This window comes from Pedobacter hiemivivus (assembly GCF_005144565.1).
Taxonomy (GTDB): Bacteria; Bacteroidota; Bacteroidia; order Sphingobacteriales; family Sphingobacteriaceae; genus Pedobacter; species Pedobacter hiemivivus.
This window is the reverse complement of record NZ_SWDX01000003.1, coordinates 519,576-537,881: the sequence shown is the minus strand read 5'-3', so window position 1 is coordinate 537,881 and position 18,306 is coordinate 519,576. Positions and strand designations below refer to the sequence as shown.

16 protein-coding genes, 1 tRNA gene and 1 other RNA gene are annotated in these 18,306 nt (G+C 37.9%); 8 read left to right on the top strand and 10 right to left on the bottom strand.

The window, feature by feature from the left end:
• Window positions 1–82 precede the first annotated feature (82 nt).
• From ssrA to FBD94_RS09430, 3 genes are all read right to left on the bottom strand, one after another.
• Window positions 83–447: a transfer-messenger RNA gene (ssrA, locus tag FBD94_RS09440) on the bottom strand.
• Between the two features lie 66 nt (window positions 448–513).
• The gene (locus FBD94_RS09435) at window positions 514–1,716 is read right to left on the bottom strand and encodes a pyridoxal phosphate-dependent aminotransferase (RefSeq protein WP_136880020.1); all 1,203 of its coding nucleotides are present in this window, start codon (window positions 1,714–1,716) and stop codon (window positions 514–516) included.
• A 100-nt stretch (window positions 1,717–1,816) separates the two neighbouring features.
• Complete coding sequence (locus tag FBD94_RS09430) at window positions 1,817–2,209, bottom strand: DUF1573 domain-containing protein (protein WP_131610322.1); 393 nt, start codon at window positions 2,207–2,209, stop codon at window positions 1,817–1,819.
• 131 nt (window positions 2,210–2,340) lie between these two features.
• Here FBD94_RS09430 and FBD94_RS09425 point away from each other — a divergent pair, with 131 nt between their 5' ends.
• On the top strand, window positions 2,341–4,764 hold the full coding sequence (locus tag FBD94_RS09425; protein WP_136880019.1) for an alpha-ketoacid dehydrogenase subunit alpha/beta: 2,424 nt from the start codon (window positions 2,341–2,343) through the stop codon (window positions 4,762–4,764).
• Between the two features lie 22 nt (window positions 4,765–4,786).
• Here FBD94_RS09425 and aroC read toward each other — a convergent pair whose 3' ends face one another.
• The 6 genes from aroC to FBD94_RS09395 form a co-directional block, all read right to left on the bottom strand.
• A complete protein-coding gene (gene aroC, locus FBD94_RS09420; protein ID WP_136880018.1) occupies window positions 4,787–5,875 on the bottom strand; it encodes a chorismate synthase in 1,089 nt (362 codons plus the stop codon).
• Between the two features lie 28 nt (window positions 5,876–5,903).
• Window positions 5,904–7,160, bottom strand: a complete 1,257-nt coding sequence (gene aroA / locus FBD94_RS09415) for a 3-phosphoshikimate 1-carboxyvinyltransferase (protein ID WP_136880017.1) — start codon at window positions 7,158–7,160, stop codon at window positions 5,904–5,906.
• 2 nt (window positions 7,161–7,162) lie between these two features.
• Window positions 7,163–8,302: a chorismate mutase gene (locus FBD94_RS09410; protein ID WP_131610326.1), complete on the bottom strand. Its 1,140-nt coding sequence runs from the start codon at window positions 8,300–8,302 to the stop codon at window positions 7,163–7,165.
• A 55-nt stretch (window positions 8,303–8,357) separates the two neighbouring features.
• A complete protein-coding gene (locus FBD94_RS09405) occupies window positions 8,358–9,191 on the bottom strand; it encodes a prephenate dehydratase (RefSeq protein ID WP_136880016.1) in 834 nt (277 codons plus the stop codon).
• Between the two features lie 344 nt (window positions 9,192–9,535).
• Complete coding sequence (gene aroB, locus FBD94_RS09400; protein WP_136880015.1) at window positions 9,536–10,600, bottom strand: 3-dehydroquinate synthase; 1,065 nt, start codon at window positions 10,598–10,600, stop codon at window positions 9,536–9,538.
• Window positions 10,600–10,806: an RNA-binding S4 domain-containing protein gene (locus tag FBD94_RS09395; RefSeq protein ID WP_131610329.1), complete on the bottom strand. Its 207-nt coding sequence runs from the start codon at window positions 10,804–10,806 to the stop codon at window positions 10,600–10,602. The genes aroB and FBD94_RS09395 overlap by 1 nt, the downstream gene beginning before the upstream one ends.
• Window positions 10,807–10,902: 96 nt before the next feature.
• On the opposite strand from FBD94_RS09395, the gene FBD94_RS09390 reads away from it, so the two are divergent.
• Window positions 10,903–12,090: a proline dehydrogenase family protein gene (locus tag FBD94_RS09390; RefSeq protein ID WP_136880014.1), complete on the top strand. Its 1,188-nt coding sequence runs from the start codon at window positions 10,903–10,905 to the stop codon at window positions 12,088–12,090.
• A 79-nt stretch (window positions 12,091–12,169) separates the two neighbouring features.
• Here the strand turns inward: FBD94_RS09390 and FBD94_RS09385 are convergent, their stop codons facing one another.
• Complete coding sequence (locus tag FBD94_RS09385; RefSeq protein ID WP_136880013.1) at window positions 12,170–12,805, bottom strand: HAD family hydrolase; 636 nt, start codon at window positions 12,803–12,805, stop codon at window positions 12,170–12,172.
• Window positions 12,806–12,870: 65 nt separating this feature from the next.
• On the opposite strand from FBD94_RS09385, the gene FBD94_RS09380 reads away from it, so the two are divergent.
• From FBD94_RS09380 to FBD94_RS09355, 6 genes are all read left to right on the top strand, one after another.
• Window positions 12,871–12,944: transfer RNA gene (locus FBD94_RS09380), tRNA-Ile, on the top strand.
• Window positions 12,945–13,131: 187 nt separating this feature from the next.
• Window positions 13,132–14,775 (top strand): site-specific integrase, encoded by a 1,644-nt coding sequence (locus FBD94_RS09375; RefSeq protein ID WP_136880012.1) that lies wholly within the window; start codon window positions 13,132–13,134, stop codon window positions 14,773–14,775.
• Window positions 14,776–14,911: 136 nt separating this feature from the next.
• Window positions 14,912–15,583 carry a hypothetical protein gene (locus FBD94_RS09370; protein ID WP_136880011.1) on the top strand — a complete coding sequence of 224 codons (672 nt, stop codon included), beginning with the start codon at window positions 14,912–14,914 and terminating at the stop codon, window positions 15,581–15,583.
• 190 nt (window positions 15,584–15,773) lie between these two features.
• Window positions 15,774–16,337 carry a helix-turn-helix transcriptional regulator gene (locus FBD94_RS09365; RefSeq protein WP_136880010.1) on the top strand — a complete coding sequence of 188 codons (564 nt, stop codon included), beginning with the start codon at window positions 15,774–15,776 and terminating at the stop codon, window positions 16,335–16,337.
• 113 nt (window positions 16,338–16,450) lie between these two features.
• Window positions 16,451–17,011 (top strand): RNA polymerase sigma factor, encoded by a 561-nt coding sequence (locus FBD94_RS09360; protein ID WP_131610333.1) that lies wholly within the window; start codon window positions 16,451–16,453, stop codon window positions 17,009–17,011.
• Window positions 17,012–17,110: 99 nt separating this feature from the next.
• Window positions 17,111–18,193: a FecR family protein gene (locus FBD94_RS09355; protein ID WP_131610334.1), complete on the top strand. Its 1,083-nt coding sequence runs from the start codon at window positions 17,111–17,113 to the stop codon at window positions 18,191–18,193.
• Window positions 18,194–18,306: the final 113 nt, after the last annotated feature.

The window sequence follows — 18,306 nt, the reverse complement described above, 5'->3', positions numbered from 1 at the left end:
GGTAGCGTATAACCTTTTGACTGACTAATAAGTGCAGGTCTGTTATAAATAAAAAAGGGATGATTTAACAATCATCCCTTTTTTGTGGAGTCGAAGGGTTTCGAACCCTTGTCCAGTTGTGTGATAAATTATGCCTTCTACATGCTTATTTTCCAATTAATTGTAGGGATCTGGCGGGCTGGAAACCGACCTAACCGTTCACCTTAGGTACTTTATCTCGCAACTGTACCGTACCTTACAATTGCCAGCGTTGTTATTTCGATGCCCCATATTCTAACCTAACATCGCAGCAGTCAGAGGGACAAAAGCTATTTAATTCTAAATTAAGCAGCTAAGGCGTAGTTATTTTCGCCAATTATAGTGTGAACGTTCTCTTTTAAGTGCTCTCCGTACAACGCACTGCATGCTAACATACTTAGCTTCACCCTGTCAAATCCATACGACCCCAGTAATGCCCGGATGGTGTGTGGTTAACAACTCCTTTCCAACCATCAGCACACAAATATAAGAAAATTATGCCAAAGTTCTACCAGGATACTGTTTTAAAGCAATATCAAGGCAATCCATAGCCTTATTCAAATCGTCGGTATTTAGCACATATGCCATCCTTACTTGATTTTTTCCGGAACCTGTAGTCGAGTAGAAGCCAGTCGCAGGAGCCATCATCACCGTTTCACCATTGTTACTAAAGCTTTGCAGTATCCATTGGCAAAACTGATCAGCATCATCAATAGGCAATTTAGCGACTACATAAAATGCGCCACCCGGATTGGGGCAAAATACACCATCCATGTCATTTAACCTTTTTACAAGCGTATCTCTACGTAAAGTATACTCTTTGTTTACTTCCTCGAAATAACTGTCAGGCGTATCAACAGCAGCGGTACCTGCAATTTGCTCAACCATACCCGGACTTAATCTTGCCTGAGCAAATTTTAGTCCTGATTTAATGATCTCTTTGTTTTTAGTAATTAAGCAACCTAATCTTGCGCCACAAGCGCTGTAACGCTTAGAGACCGTATCTAAAACAACTACATTTTCATCCAGACCATCCATATGCATTGGCGAGATAAATTCCCTGCCATCATAGCAAAACTCACGGTAGGCTTCATCTGATAATAAGAATAGATCATATTTTAAGCACAAAGCTTTTAAGGCTTCCAATTCTTCTTTTGAATATAAATAGCCAGTAGGGTTATTTGGATTACAAATGATGATTGCTTTTGTACGATCGGTAATCAGTTTTTCAAACTCTTCAATTGCAGGCAGTGCAAAACCATTTTCAATATGAGATAAGATTGGTTTTACAACCACATTACTCATACATGCAAAGCCATTGTAATTTGCATAAAAAGGCTCAGGAATGATGATCTCATCACCTTCATTAACGCAGGTTTGCATCGCAATAGTAATGGCCTCAGAACCGCCAACCGTAACCAATATATCTTCGGGCGTAATGTTGTACCCTAATTTATTATAGTATTCAGTAAGTTTTGTCCGGTAGCTTAAAGTTCCTTCAGATGGGGTATAGGCCCAAACATTAAAATCAATATTCTTAATGGCATTCAGCATGCCCTCAGGTGTAGCAATGTCGGGTTGACCAATGTTTAAATGGTAAACTTTTTTACCTTCCTTTTTTGCCTGATCAGCAAATGGAGTTAGTTTTCTTATGGGCGAAGCAGGCATTTGTAGCCCTTTTTCTGAGATATTTGGCATGGTGGAAAATAAAGTCCCGTAATAATAAGTTAGTTATAGGTGCAAAAATAAAAAAACCTCGTTGATTAACGAGGTTTTAATCAAAAGTATGTTTTGAATTTTATTTGCTGGCTGCAGCTATAGTTTCACCTTTAATGTACAATACCTTGGTAGTCGTTTTTGCATTAGAAGTAATTGTAATGCTTTTGCTAAATGGAAGTGCTGCGCCTGTTGGATTGTAAGTAACTTTAATTACACCTGCATCACCTTTTTTAATTGGTGTTTGCGTATACTCAGGAACAGTACATCCACACGTAGTCTCAACTTTGGTAATAATCAAAGGCTGATCTCCAATATTTGTGAACTTAAATTCAATTGTAGCTGGCTTGTTCACTGGAATTTTTCCGAAGTCATGACTCTCCTTGTCAAATTTGAATTCAGCAGGTTTTGATTGTGCGTTAGTAGCAACACTTATACCTAGGAATAACGTAAATAGCAGAATTATTTTTCTCATTTTAATGTAGTTTTAGAACAAATTTAATGTTTTCATTTAGAATACAAAAAGTATTCCATGATATAAATTACCATTCACTGTTAAGTCATACTTTAGATTTTGTGTATCTTTGCCGCATAATTGATTTGCTTATGATGCCAAATAGTAAACTTACCACAAATCCAATAGACGCCTCGGAGTTAAGTTTTGATGACTTCAAAACTATAGTTGTAAACGACTATAAAATAGCTTTTGAAAGTAGACAGGCTAGTTTATTGGGACGAAAGGAAGTGTTGACCGGCAAGGCTAAGTTTGGAATTTTTGGTGATGGCAAGGAGCTTCCTCAGATTGCCATGGCAAAGGCCTTTAAGAATGGCGACTGGCGCTCTGGCTATTACAGAGACCAGACATTCGCCTTTGCAGCCGGTATTTGTACAATAAAAGAATTTTTTGCGCAGTTATATGCTAATCCAAGTGTAGAAGCAGACCCTGCGTCCGCTGGGAGACAAATGAACTGTCATTTTGCAACCCGCACCATTAAAGAGGACGGTAGTTGGAAAGATTTAACAGAGATGAAGAATTGCTCTTCAGACATTGCGCCTACAGGTGGACAAATGGCAAGGTTAGTTGGACTAGCTTATGCTTCTAAGCTATACAGACAAAATCCAGAACTGGAGTACTTAAAGAATTTCTCTGTACAAGGAAATGAAGTGGCATTTGGTACAATAGGAAATGCATCTACATCAGAAGGTGTGTTTTTTGAAGCCATCAATGCAGCCGGTGTTTTACAGGTGCCTATGGCGATGTCTGTTTGGGATGATGGTTACGGAATTTCTGTTCCGGCAAAGTATCAAACAACAAAAGAAGATATTTCTGAAATATTGAAAGGTTTTCAGCGTGATGAAAATGCTGCTGGTTACGAAATATTTAAAGTAAGAGGCTGGGATTATCCAGCTTTATGCGAGACTTATCAACGTGCAATAGATATATGTAGGGATGAGCACGTTCCTGTATTGATTCACGTAACAGAAGTGACACAGCCACAAGGTCATTCTACTTCTGGTTCTCATGAACGGTATAAAGATAAGGCAAGATTGGAGTGGGAGAAAGAGTTTGACTGTATCGTTCAGATGCGTAAATGGATGCTGGAGTCAGCAATCATTACCGAGGAAGAAATAGTTGAACTTGAAAATGCGGCCAAGAAAATGGTTCGTGAAACTCAGAAAGAAGCTTGGAATGAATTTTTAGGCTCTATAAAGGCCGAAAAAGATCAGGTTATTGAGTTACTTAATGCTATGGCCAATGGCGATCCTGCGATTATAAAAATTTCAATTCAATTGGCCAATACCCCGGATGCCCAAAGAAGAGAAGTGATCTCTTCGGCAAGAAAGGCTTTGCGTTTAACTGTAAAAGATTCTTCGACAGGCAGACACAACCTTTTAACCTGGTATAATGAGCAGATTGGATTAAATGAAGACAGGTACAATTCTAAATTGTTTACTGATGGGGTGGATAGTCCATTTTTAGTAAACGAATTGAAACCTGTATTTAACGAGGAAAGTAAAATGGTTGACGGGCGCGAATTGTTGAACGCCTGCTTTGACGCTAACTTTGCCCGTGACCAGCGATTGGTAGCTTTTGGTGAAGATTTAGGTGCTATTGGTGATGTAAATCAGGGTTTTGCTGGTTTGCAAGCCAAATATGGTGATCTAAGGATTACGGATACAGGTATCAGGGAAATGACCATAGTAGGGCAGGGAATAGGCTTGGCTATGCGCGGTTTGCGTCCAATTGCCGAAATTCAATACCTTGACTATTTGTTGTTCGCAATTAATATATTAAGTGATGACCTGGCGAGTTTGTCATATCGTACTAAAGCAGGTCAAAAAGCGCCTGTTATTATCAGAACACGTGGACATAGATTAGAAGGCGTGTGGCATTCAGGTTCGCCAATGGGAATGATCCTTGGCTCACTTAGAGGTTTACATATATGCGTACCGCGTAACATGACACAAGCTGCCGGAATGTACAATACCTTATTTAGATCTGATGAGCCTGCATTGGTGATCGAATGTTTGAACGGTTACCGCTTGAAAGAGAAATTACCGGAAAATGTAGGTGAATATACTGTTTCGCTAGGAAAAGCTGAGGTAATTAAAGAAGGAACTGATATTACTGTGGTTTCTTACGGTTCTACTTTAAGAATTGTAGAGGAAGCAGCTGAAGAGCTAGCACAGTTAGGCATATCTATCGAGATTGTAGATCCTCAGACTCTATTGCCATTCGATACGGATCATATTTGTGCGCAATCCTTAGCCAAAACTAACAAGCTATTGGTAGTTGATGAAGATGTGCCAGGTGGTGGAACTGCTTTCTTGTTGCAACAGATTCTGGAAGAACAAAAAGGATACTATCACTTGGATGGACAGCCTAAATCGCTGAGTGCAAAGGCACATCGTCCGCCTTATGGATCTGATGGTGATTATTTTAGCAAACCTTCTGTAGATGACGTGATTGAAACCATTTACAGTATGATGAATGAAAGTAACCCTGGCAAGTATCCAGCTATTTTTTAAATAAAAGAAAACGAGCAAGCTATTAAAGCTTGCTCGTTTTGTTTCTAAGCAAATGATCTGCAAGTACCAATGCAGCCATTGCTTCCACAATAACTACCGCTCTAGGTACTACACATGGATCATGTCTGCCTTTCCCTTTAATTTCTGCGGCTTCACCGGCAGCATTAATGGTTTGTTGGTTGTGCATAATCGTAGCAACAGGTTTAAAAGCAACGGTAAAGTTGATCTCCATTCCATTAGAAATGCCACCTTGTATGCCCCCTGAAAAATTAGTCAGTGTTTTTGGCTGACCTTCATTTGCCAAAAAGATATCATTGTGTTCTGATCCTCTCATTTCACTCCCCCCAAAGCCAGATCCATATTCAAAACCATGTACGGCATTAATGCTCAACATCGCTTTACCAAGATCTGCATGTAGTTTGTCGAAAACAGGATCTCCTAATCCAACTGGACAGTTTTTAACGATACAACTTACTTTTCCACCCACAGTATCACCATCCTTTCTTACGCTATCAATAAACTCGATCATTTGGTGTGCCGTAGCTGGATCTGCACAGCGTACAATGTTATCTTCTCTGGTTGTCAGTAATTCAGCTATGTTGTCGCCTTCTAAATTAGGTGCGTCGATTTTTCCAACAGCAGATACGTGTGCGAAAACTTCAATTCCATGGTGCTTCAGCAATAGTTTAGCAATCGCTCCAGCTGCTACACGGGCTGCGGTTTCTCTGGCTGATGAACGGCCACCACCGCGATGATCTCTGATCCCGTATTTGGCATCATAAGTATAATCCGCATGCGAAGGACGATAAACGTCGGTATTGTGACTGTAATCCTTACTACGCTGATCTTCATTAGGGATCAGCATGGCTATTGGTGTTCCTGTACTTTTACCTTCAAATGTTCCTGATAAGATCTGAACAGTATCGCTTTCTTTACGCTGTGTGGTGATTTTTGATTGTCCAGGTCTGCGCTTATCCAATTCTGACTGGATAAATTCCAGATCTATAGGTAGCTGTGCCGGACAACCATCAAGGATAACACCTATGGCTACTCCATGAGATTCACCAAAGGTAGTAATGCGAAATAATTGACCGAATGTATTACCTGCCATTTTAGAATTATTTAATATTTTATTAAAATTAAACTTCTTTTACTGTAAAACCTGCTTTCTCCAAGTCCTTCCAAAAATCAGGGTATGATTTCTCCACTACTTGATAATCTTCCATTTCTACTTCATCGATAAACAGACTTAATGGCGCAAAAGCCATGGCCATCCGATGATCGTCGTAAGTGTGGAATTGCACCTTTTTAGGGAAGCTTAGGTTGTCGCAATTTAGAGTATATACCTCATTATCCTCTATCAAAGAAACGCCAATTTTAGCCAACTCCTGCTGTAAAGCAAGTACGCGGTTGGTTTCCTTTATTTTTAAGGTTTCTAATCCCGTAAAAGAAAGGTTTAAGCCCTTTGCTGCAGCACAAACAATAATAGTTTGTGCTAAATCTGGACAGTCCTTTAAATTCAATACTTCTGTTATAGCTACGGAAGTTCCCGACTTTAATGCAATGCCATTAGCAGTTTGCGAAGTGCGTACACCAAAAGGAATCATAATATCCCTGATCTGGCTATCGCCTTGCAGACTTTTTTCTTTTAGATGAGGTAAGGCTATGTTACTCTGATCTGCCAGGGCTACAATGCTATACCAGTAAGAAGCTGCACTCCAATCCGGTTCTACAGTTAAGTTGCAGGATTTGAAAGTTTGGTTGTCGATATGGATGGTATGGTTATCCCAGGAATGTTTAATTCCCGCTTCTTCGAGCATACTCAAGGTCATTTCCAGATATGGTCGCGAAGTTAATTCACCTTCAATTTCTAAAGATAAGCCTAATGGCAAAGAAGGGGCAATCATTAAAAGTGCAGATAAATATTGACTGCTAATGTCACCTTGAATTTTAACCGTTCTGCTACTTTGCTTAAAGCTATTGCTGATATCGAGAGGCGGATAACCATCCTGCCCGGCATAATTAATACCAGCGCCAAGTTTTTGTAAGGCTTCAACCAATAGTTTTATTGGCCGCTCTTTCATCCTGCCAGAACCTGTAAGGTGAAACGTACCATTTGCGATAGAGAGATACGCCGTTAAAAAACGCATCGCTGTACCTGCATGTCCTACATTTACAGTAATGTAGGCATCTCCATTGTGTGCTTTTACCTGATTAAGAATATTATTCAAGGTCACTGTATCCACCGCATCAGATAAATTATTGACTTCAACGATTCCTTTTGATAGGGCGCTGATGATCAGCGCCCTGTTGCTTTCGCTTTTAGAACCGGTTAAGGCAATTTCAGCATTTATATCTTTAATCCCTTTAAAAGAAACAATTGCGTTTTTACTCATTGTTAAGCTTTAACTTCTGCGTGTGCTTCTGCTGCAATGCCTTTTTCAGCTTTACCAGCATTCATAATTTCAGTTTGTTTACGAATAGATTCTCCGTGAACTAATTCCAGGAACTTTTCAGTAAAGTTTAAATCCAATTTTAAAGCTTTTGCAAATGCAGTACCTTTTTTAATGATAGCATCCCAACGGTTTACTTGTAAAATGGTCACTTGGTTATCGCGTTTAAATTCACCGATTTTACCAACAATAGCCATACGCTCACCTAATTTTTGCAATAAAAGGTCATCGATTTTGTCGATTTGCTTACGTAAGTCAGCCAATTGATCTATAAATACTTCGTTTTTAGATTCTGGTTCACGAACGGTTAAACGCTCAGCAAGCTCGGCAAGTGCAGCAGGAGTAACTTGTTGTTTAGCATCAGTCCATGCTACCGAAGGATCTACGTGTGATTCGATCATTAAACCTTGCATATCTAAATCCAATGCTTTTTGAGAAATGTAAGGGATCAATTCGCGGTTACCGCAGATATGACTCGGATCGTTAATGATTGGAAGATCAGGACATAAAGTTTTCAATTGAATAGCCAGTTCCCACATTGGTTCGTTGCGGAACGAGCTTTTTTCGAATGAAGAGAAACCACGGTGAATAGCACCTAATTTAGTGATACCAGCACCATTAAGACGCTCTAAAGCACCAATCCATAACTGAAGATCAGGGTTAACTGGGTTTTTAACCAATACAGGAACGTCAACGCCTCTTAAAGCATCAGCAATTTCCTGAACACAGAATGGGTTTACAGTCGAACGTGCACCAATCCAAAGGATATCAACACCTGCTGCCAATGCCTCTTCAACATGTTTTGCATTAGCTACTTCTACTGCCGTAGGTAATCCAGTCTCTAATTTTGCTCTTTTTAACCACTCTAATCCTATGCTACCAATTCCTTCAAATTCTCCCGGACGAGTACGTGGTTTCCAGATACCAGCTCTTAAAACAGATACTTTACCCGTTGCAGCTAATAAATGTGCAGTGGTTAATAATTGCTCTTCAGTTTCTGCACTACATGGTCCAGAAATGATTAGTGGTTCGTTTTTCGTGTCAAGCCAAGTGTTTAATGGCTGGATGTTCAATTGTAGTTTCATTTTTTTGGGGTTTAAATTGTTGTTTTTGTATTTTACGAAGGCTTATTATTGAAGACTATACTTGATCGTTCTTCTTGTATTCGCCCATGATGTTAAAGTTTACGGTGTATTTTAATGCCTGACGGACAGCCTTGTCATAATTTTCTGTGCTCGTCCATTCCATGTCCACATAGAAGTAATATTCGTTGCGTTTTCCTAAAACCGGCATACTTTGGATCTTAGTTAAGTTTACCTGTTGCTCAGCAAATATGTTAAGGATTTTAGATAAGGCACCTACATGATTGCCAACCTGAAAACAGATTGAGGCTTTATTGCTATCTTCCATTTCTGCTGTTTTGTCTAGTTTAAGGATCAAAAAACGAGTATAGTTCTTTTTGTTCGACTCGATTCTTCGTTCAATGATGTTTAAGCCATATAATTCCGCAGCAAGTGTGTTGGCAATAGCAACGGTATCAGTTAATTGCTCTTCCTTAATTTTTTTAGCGCAAGCAGCAGTATCGTTACCTTCGATTACCTGAATGTGTGGGTAATCGTAAAAGAAATCTACACACTGACGAATCGCAATAGGATGGGAGGTAGCAAATTTAATATCTTCAAATTTTACACCGGGTAAAGCCATTAAATGTAATTGTATAGGCAGGTATACTTCGCCTACCACTGCAAAATTATATTCGCGGATTAAGGTGTAGTTCGGCAATAGACTGCCTGCGATAGAGTTTTCTATAGCCATAACTACAAAGTCAGCTTCCTTTTTTTCTAAAATCTCACAAGTCTGCTTAAATGAGTTACATTCAATAGTTTGAATGTCCTTTCCGAAAAATTTGAAAGCAGCCTCTTCGTGAAAAGATGCCTTAATGCCTTGAATTGCTACTCTTGTTCCTTGGTTCATTGGATTAGTTTTTGCCTTTTTTTATTAGTTTCTGATTGCGTTAAAACAAAAAAAGTCCCGGCGTTTGGCCGGGACTTTCGTATACATTTATCGTGTTGATATCAGTGCATATTAGTCCCGGCTCTTACTAAAATAGTAGAAGTAACCAAACCAATATGTAGTGATATTTCTCATCTGTTTTTCTATTCTTTTCTTTTTTTCGATCAGACTTGCAAGCAGGCCCTTTCTTTTATCATTTTGTCAAATGTACTAACAAAATTTTATTTGTCAATAGTTAATTTAAAAAAATATTTTTTTGTTGTGAATATGCGTTGCCGTGGCATTCAAAACTTTAGCTATTTCTGTTAACCATGGATGGCATTAAAGTAAGCAAAACTTGCTAATATGTCGTTTTCCGATACTCTGCAGTTGTAATCGCATTTGCCAATACTTCTTAGCAATGAAAACATAATTTGACCATTCTCATTTTTCTTATCACTCTGCATAAATTCCATCAAAGATGTATAACTCTCTTCCTTGATATAGTAAGCCGGGTAAAGCTTGCGGATGTAGTCAGTCACGTCATTCAAATCCTCTGCACTTAGCGTATTGTTTTTGTTGGATAAGAAAGCTTCGCAAATCATGCCTATAGCAATGGCTTCACCATGTGTTAAAGGTTTTTCATCATTAATAAGCGCATAAGTTTCTACAGCGTGACCAATCGTATGTCCAAAGTTTAGGATCTTTCTTAAGCCTTTCTCATGTGGATCTTCCGTAACTACTTCATTTTTTATCTCTACCGAACGGTAAATAGCTTGAGGAATGATATTCTGGTAGTCACTATTTTTTAGCTCATTGTAATAGTTGCGGTCTACAATTAAACCATGTTTAATCATTTCGGCAAAGCCCGATAGTAATTCTCTTTGTGGTAATGTTTTTAAAAAGGCGGTTTCAATAAAAACTGCTTGAGGCAGGGTAAAGGTTCCTACCATATTTTTAACATTGTCTACATCAATACCGGTTTTGCCACCTACAGAAGCATCAACCTGCGAGAGGAGGGTAGTCGGGATATTGATAAAGTCGATCCCTCTTTTATAGGTAGAAGCTACAAAACCACCCATATCCGTAATTACGCCACCACCAAGGTTAATCATTAAGCATTTACGGTCTGCACCAAAATCAAGTAGTGTTTTCCAGATGCCAATACAGAAATCTATGTTCTTATTTTCCTCACCTGGATCAGTCTCTATTAGGTCAAAATCACTAAAGTCACCCAACATTTCTTGAAATAGAGGTAAACAAACTTCTGAAGTTGTACTGTCCGCAAACACAAATATTTTGCTGTATTTTTCTGATTCCAATACCTCTACTAAAGGCGCCAACTGTGTTTCGAAATGAATGGTATGGCCTGCGCTATCTAATTTGTTCATTAAACTACTGTTATTTTTTGTCCCATAAAATCAATCACATCGCCAACGCGAACTTTTAATCGTTTACGGTGGTCAACTTTTCCGTTGTACTTTACTAAACCATCTTCAACAACGGTCTGCGCTTCTCCGCCACTTTGAACCAGTCCTGTTGCTTTTAATAATTGAATAAGGGGAATAAATTCGCCTTCTAATTTGAATTTTATCATCGCAAGGCAAACTTACAATTAATTATAAAGTGTTTTACCACCAATAGCATGGGAATTTATACTTTTGCAGTCAAAATGACTAACTGACATTCGTAAATGGAACTATCCCCCAAGAAATCATTAAATTTTGATGATACTGAAATTGCTTTCCGCAATAAATCAAATAATGAATTAAATGCTGCCTACTGGTTGTTCAAACTGATTAGCAGTAACTTTTTAACAAAAGTTGGCCCGCCAATCACTAACTTTTTCCTTAACATAGGTTTACCAATTAAAGGTGTAATTAAAGCGACTATATTTAAACATTTCTGCGGTGGCGAAACTATTGCAGAGTGCGAGCATACAATCGAACAGCTTGCAGCTGGTCAGGTTGGAACCATTTTAGATTATTCTGTAGAAGGGGAGGATGAAGAAGCTGTTTTTGATTTTACCTGTGCCGAAATTATAAGAACCATTGAACGCGCTGCCGGGGACAAGCGTATTCCGATTACTGTATTTAAAGTTACGGGCATAGGCCGTTTTGGTTTGCTGGAGAAATTGGATGCCAAACAAGAATTGACAACTGCTGAACAGGCAGAATTTGAGAAGGTTAAACAACGCTGCGAGAAAATCTGCAGAATGGCCTATGATAAAAATGTACCCATCATGGTTGATGCTGAAGAAACCTGGATACAAGATACAATTGACGAATTGGCTATAGATATGATGCGTTTATTTAATCAAAAAAGCATCATCGTGTATAATACCTATCAAATGTACCGTCATGATAAACTGGCTGATATGAAAGCTGATCACTTGATTGCTAAAGCTTCGGGCTTTATTTTAGGTGTGAAAATGGTACGTGGTGCCTATATGGAGAAGGAACGCAAAAGGGCAGCGGAAATGGGTTACCCATCACCGATACAGCCTGATAAAGCAGCTTCTGACCGTGATTATGATGCTTCTTTAGATTATTGCATGGAGCATATTTTTGATATCGCTATTGTTTGCGGAACACACAACGAAAATAGTTGTCGTGTTTTGGCTCAATTGCTGGATAAACATGGGGTAGCTCATAACCATCCGCATGTTTATTTTGCACAATTGTTAGGAATGAGCGATAATCTAAGTTTCAATTTGTCTGATGCAGGTTATAATGTAACCAAGTATGTTCCGTATGGCCCAATTGAAGCTGTTATGCCGTACTTATTTAGACGAGCGCAAGAGAATACTTCAGTTGCTGGACAAACGAGCAGAGAGCTTGGTTTAATCGTGAAAGAGAAACAACGCAGAAGGTTAAACTAAAAGTTTAATCTTTATCATTAAAAAGGCCGTATCAAAATTCAAATTGATACGGCCTTTTCTATGAATTCTCCATCCCATTTTACAAGATGTGATGATCAATCAGTACCTGCTCTAAATCTTTAGGATGTTTGGTCATTAGTAATGTATTTAGTCCCGCTAATTTGGCACCTTCAATATGCTGCGGACTGTCGTCTATAAATAAAGTCTCCGCAGGATCTAGTTTGTTCTCGCTAATTACCTGTTCAAATATTTCCACATTGGGTTTGCGCAAGAACATATGTTGAGAATAATAAACCTTTTCAAACAGACTACTGTTATCGGGCATGTCAAACTCTCTTTTCAGGTAATCTACGATGTAGTTGTAATGCGTCTCGTTGTTATTACTCAATAAAAAAGTGCGGTATTTTTGTTTTACTTTAAGCAATACTTCATGGATTCCGGGAGGAACACCAATCAATAAACTGTTCCAGGCTGCATCAATTTCTTCGTCCGTTAGTTTACTATTTTCTGCAGCTTCACGTATTCCAGCTCTAAATTGGGCGGGGGTGATGGCTGCAGTCTCAAAATCATTAAAAAGATTGTGGTGACTTTTATGTGCGAAAAATTCTGTGCTGTTTGTGATACCTAGATGTAACAGAGCGTCTTGTGTTCTTTTAAAATCTATTTCGAAAATAACATTGCCGTAATCGAATATAATATTTTTAATTTTTTTCATAAAAGTGTTTCAAATTTGGATGTAAATATGTAACATTGCACTCGCAAAATCAAACAGATTTTCGCGGGCCTATAGCTCAGTTGGTTAGAGTAGGAGACTCATAATCTCTTGGTCGCTGGTTCGAGCCCAGCTGGGCCCACACCTATTTAAAAGCCGTTTCTTGAAAATAGAAACGGCTTTTTTTGTTTCTAAAAGTAGGTTTTTAGCCTCCATCACTGGCTTTGGCAGTCGTCCACAAGTCAGGTTCAACAAGAATTTTTGTTTAACTGCGTGCAAAAAATGTAACGTAACTGTAACGTAACTATGTGCGCCAAACAACCATTTTTATGGCAACTGTTAGTGCTAAAATCTATTCCCATCACACTAGAAATGATGGGACGTTCAATGTCAAAATTTGTGTCTATCACAAAGGAGATCGAAAGTTTTTCGATACCAATCATTTCCTAGCTGCAAAACAACTGACACCGGAATTCAAAATCAAAGACAAATTCATTTTAAGGATCATAGATGATGAACTACAGGACTATCGAAAAACTATTAGTGAACTTGGAATCAAACTCAACCTCTTGTCATGTGAGGCTTTAAGAGATTATCTCGAAGCAAAAGACAAAGCAATTGACTTTATCGCTTTTGGGCGGAAACATATCTCTCAAATGTTGATTGAAAAACGTAAAGGTTCTGCCCACAACTTTAACACTGTCATCAATAGCCTTTGTGATTATTTCAGAAGGCCTTCTGTTCCAATTGAAGAAATCAACTCCAACATGTTGTTCTCCTATGAAAAGTATCTAAAATCTACAAGAAAAATCGTTCGTCCTGGTCAAAACGGGCAGGATGTTGAGACTACTGAAAAAGGTCTATCAAAAGGTGGGCTGTACAATCACATGCGAGACCTCAGAACTATTTTCAACGAGGCCAGACGATGTTATAACAATATTGATTTTGGTTTGATTGTGATCAAACACTATCCTTTTGAAACTTATAAATTGGGATCCGCACCTAAAACACAAAAGCGCTGTCATACGATTGAACAGGTAAGAAAGATCAGAGATTCTAAACCTGTTCCTGGCAGCCGTGCCGAATTAGCACGCGATCTTTATATGTTAAGTTTTTATATGTGCGGAGCGAATGCCGTAGATATTTACAATCACCTAGATTTGATCACACCAAAATCCACGCGGTGGGATTATAACCGTTCAAAGACAGCTGAAATAAGAGAGGACAACGCTTTCATTAGTGTGAAGATCATTCCGGAAGCAAAGAAAATTATCAGAAAGTATTTGGGGAAGTTAAAGAAAAGATATTGCTCACACGGAGGCTTAGATACCGCACTCTATCACGGTTTTAAAGCTCTACAAAAGTTGACTGGAATTAAAGCCACTGAATATTGGGCAAGACATAGTTTTGCGAATATTGCCAGGAACAAATGTGGGGTTACGAAAGATGATATTCAAGAAGCTTTAAACCACGTTGACGAGGAACATAGAACTACTGACATATATTTGGATAGAGATTGGAACATTATCGATGTTGTACAAGAGAAAGTGCGGATTGCACTTGCTGGAAAATCAGATTCAGAGGTTTTAGTCGAGAACAGACTTATAAATGAGACGGACGACCGAGTGGATCATTATGTAAATGATGAACCTAGAAATGACCGCCAAATACCGTTAAATGATAAAGCTGAAATTCTCAGGTATCTACAAGAGATTGGATACCAGAAAAAACAGCATCCGAATTTTGCAGAATATTTTAAATATGTGAAGGCAATTTGCGATTATGAACTTTCTGTGATCGAAGTTTATGGCGACGGTGCTTTGCAGATAATAGGGCTTCCTATAGCTGTCAAGAGCGAAAAATTAGCGTATTGGAAAGAAAATGAAACTACGTTCGATACACTTATTATACATCCAACTTTGAGTGAATTAAAGATAATCGAAAATGTAATGACCAGAAGTAGGGTTTTGTAAATGAAAGAGGTGGAGTTAGCAATATTTCCACCTCTTTTCTTTATCTGGGTCTATTGAACCAGTCTGAATACAAAGCTTGTAAAGACTTTATGTGATAATAGAATCCGTTTGCGATATTTAAAGTCCAATCAATTATATGATAAAACAAATTACATTCGACGCGTTTGACTTCTACCTGAACGGAGTGGAACATGATAAACAAAGACTTATTGCGCTTAAGATAGAACAAAACAATCTTTTTGCTGTGTTAAAGAAACTCAACTGGCAAGATTTGAAAGTATTGCCAAAACCAGAGGATCGCAGCAACTCCATGTGCTTCGAGGTTCAGTTTGAACAGAGGCATATAGATGTGATTAATGAGTTGAAAAATACATATTCTAACTTAAGATATCTAGAGGATGTTGGCTTAGAAAACTTCTTTGAAGGTGATATTCTTGCCACGAGCTATGATATTCAGATTGGCAAATTGGATTACAGGATTCATATCTCTGATATTGCGAAATCGTTTAGACGACTCGGATTAGGATGTAAGATTTATAGAGCAATATTAGAATATACAGATTATATAACATCTGAGGAACGGCAGCTTTCAGGATACGGAAAACTAATATGGAATTCCCTTTTTTTTACTTTTTACACTGAGAGACGAGCATTCTGTTTTGCCAGTGACAAGGATGGCGCTCAGATTTTGAAAGTACTAGAAGAAAAAATAAATCCAGAATACATTGACAATATGCTATGGGATGAAGATTTTGTAGAACGCTTTAAGCCACTAATTATGAAATCTAAATTGGCCATTTTGTTGTAATGACAAAACCTATGTTCTTTGGGATTTTGCCAAGAGTAACTACTTTTGTTTTTAGATGAGTAATTTAGATAAATTTAACGCAGCTTTCGAAAAGCTGCAGGTTTTGGGGAAGGCATTACTGGACTCAATTCGGATTGAACAGTAATCTAAAGTGGTTGTTACCTATTTTAATCCTAAGGTCTTTGTTCAGATGTTTGATTCCATAAAGGAATTTCATCCGATCAGGGACATGATCCGCCAGTCCTCAAAAGGGATTAAAATTTATGGGGAGACCAGGAATATTATTGCTGATAAATTAATTGAGTTGTCTGATCTGCAAGGTTTCCAAAAGGTGGAGGGACTGCTGCAGATTATGAATCTAATCTCGGTTTCCGAAGAAAAGAATTTTATTGTCACTGATGAATCAGATCATTACGATGACCTTTATCCTGATAGATTGGTTAATGTAATTAAATTTATCAAGGATAATCTACACAATCAGATTACCTTACATCAGGTTGCAGATATTGCATGTATGACGGAACAAAGTTTCTGTCGTTTCTTTAAAAAGAGGGTTAAGAAAAACTTTTCACAATTTTTAAATGAACTTAGGATTGCACATGCAAGAGAATTGTTAATCCAGACCGAAAAATCAGTTAATGACATTGCATATCTATGTGGATTTAAGTCAAGTTCTCATTTTTGTCATGTTTTTAAAGGATATGCTGGCGAAAGTCCGGTTCAATATAAACTATCTATGAAAAGAGCAGTTTAATAGGTAGGCATAAAAACCAATATCTCTGGAATTGTACTAAGTGACAGAATTTTTATAGATTTAAGCCGAACAAAACTTTATTTAGTTATAGATCCCTTGATTTGATATCCAGAATGTATGAAAATCTTTCAAATTATGAACTTTCTATTCTTTTAAAGAACGGAGATGAATTTGCTTATCTGGAAATTTACGATAGATATAAAGTATTGTTACTTAAACATGCTTATACTAAACTATCTGATAGGGATGAAGCAGATGACATTGTTCAGGAGCTCTTTATTCATTTGTGGGAAAGCAGATCTACCATAGAATTTACCACTAATTTATCTGGATACCTTTATACGGCAGTCCGTAACCGTATTTTCAATCACTTCGTAAAAAGAAAGAGAACGGAAAGTTATCTGGACTCTCTGGGCGCCTTTTTAAAGGAGGGCGACTATATTACTGAAATAACCATAAGAGAGCGAGAGCTTGCAGTATTAATTGAGCAGGAAGTAAATGCCTTGCCTCCAAGAATGCGCGAAGTATTTAATCTAAGCAGAAATTCAGGCTTGTCTCATAAAGAAATCTCAGAACAGCTTGGAACCTCTGAACAAACAATTTCAAAGCAGATTTCAAATACACTGAAATTATTACGGGCAAAAATGGAATCTATTTTAAATGTATTCATTTGATAATCAGTGATTAACTTGTTTTTCTAATTTATTTCCATTTTCCGATACCTGTTACACCCTTTCTTAATTGTCATATATTTAGAAAGCGTAAATTAGTTGATGGACAGTAAGGAACAAGAGTTATTAAAGAAATATTTAGAAGGTAAGAGCACGGAAACTGAAAATGCCCTCCTTGAATCCTGGTATTTAAAATACAAGGACCCAGGCGCTATGGAGGCATCTGAAGAAGAAATTAAAATCAGATATACAAAAATCGCAAAGGCTTTACCCGTTACTAAAAAGCCATTACAATCAAATTTAATGCTATGGAAAGGTTTGGCCGCGGCCTGTTTAGTGGCTTTTACATTAGGTGTGTACTTTTATTTTGGCAACAAACAGGTCGACATAGCTCCAGGTGGTAATAGAGCAATATTGCAAATTGCAAACGGAAAAAAGATAGATCTGAATAGTCAAAAGGATGGAATTATCAATGATGGAACAGGATTGAGTTATGAAGATGGTAGTCCGGTTGACGGTGTAGATAACAATGGTGCTGAAATTCAGGAACTGAACCTGAGTACGCCTAACGGGGGACAGTATCAGCTTACTTTATCAGACGGAACTAAAGTGTGGCTAAACGCTGCAAGTAGCATAACTTATCCAAGTAGGTTTGGAAATAAGAATCGCGTTGTAAAGGTGATAGGAGAAGCATATTTCGAGGTAGCCCATATTTCCTCAAGACCATTTGTAGTAGAGAGTAAAGGACAAACCCTGTTTGTATTGGGAACAGGTTTTAACATTGCCGCCTATCCAAATGACAGATTGATTAAAACAACACTGGTACATGGTAAAGTTAAAATCACCAACAATCTAGGCGATAAAAAAGGAACCATATTAAGTCCCGGTCAACAGTTACAGGTTTCAGCAAATGAAATTAAACTGATCAATGATGCAGACATTGAAGAAATTACGGCATGGAGAGATGGCTATTTTAAATTTAGTGAAAGTCTGGAAAGTATCATGAGTAAAATATCACGCTGGTATGATGTCGATATTATTTACCAGGGTAATTTTGACGGTAATCTTAAGTTTTTAGGAAAAGTTTCAAGAACAAAAAATCTATCTGCAATATTGGAAATCATAGAATCGGCAAGTAATGTTCATTTTAAAGTCGAAGGAAGGAGTGTGATAGTTATGAATTAAAAAATTACATAAACTAGAACACCATAAAAAAAACCGGAAGTGGTTCGAAGCACTCCCGGTAGAAAATTAAGGTGTATCTCCCGGTTTCAACAAAATCGGATAATAAATATAGG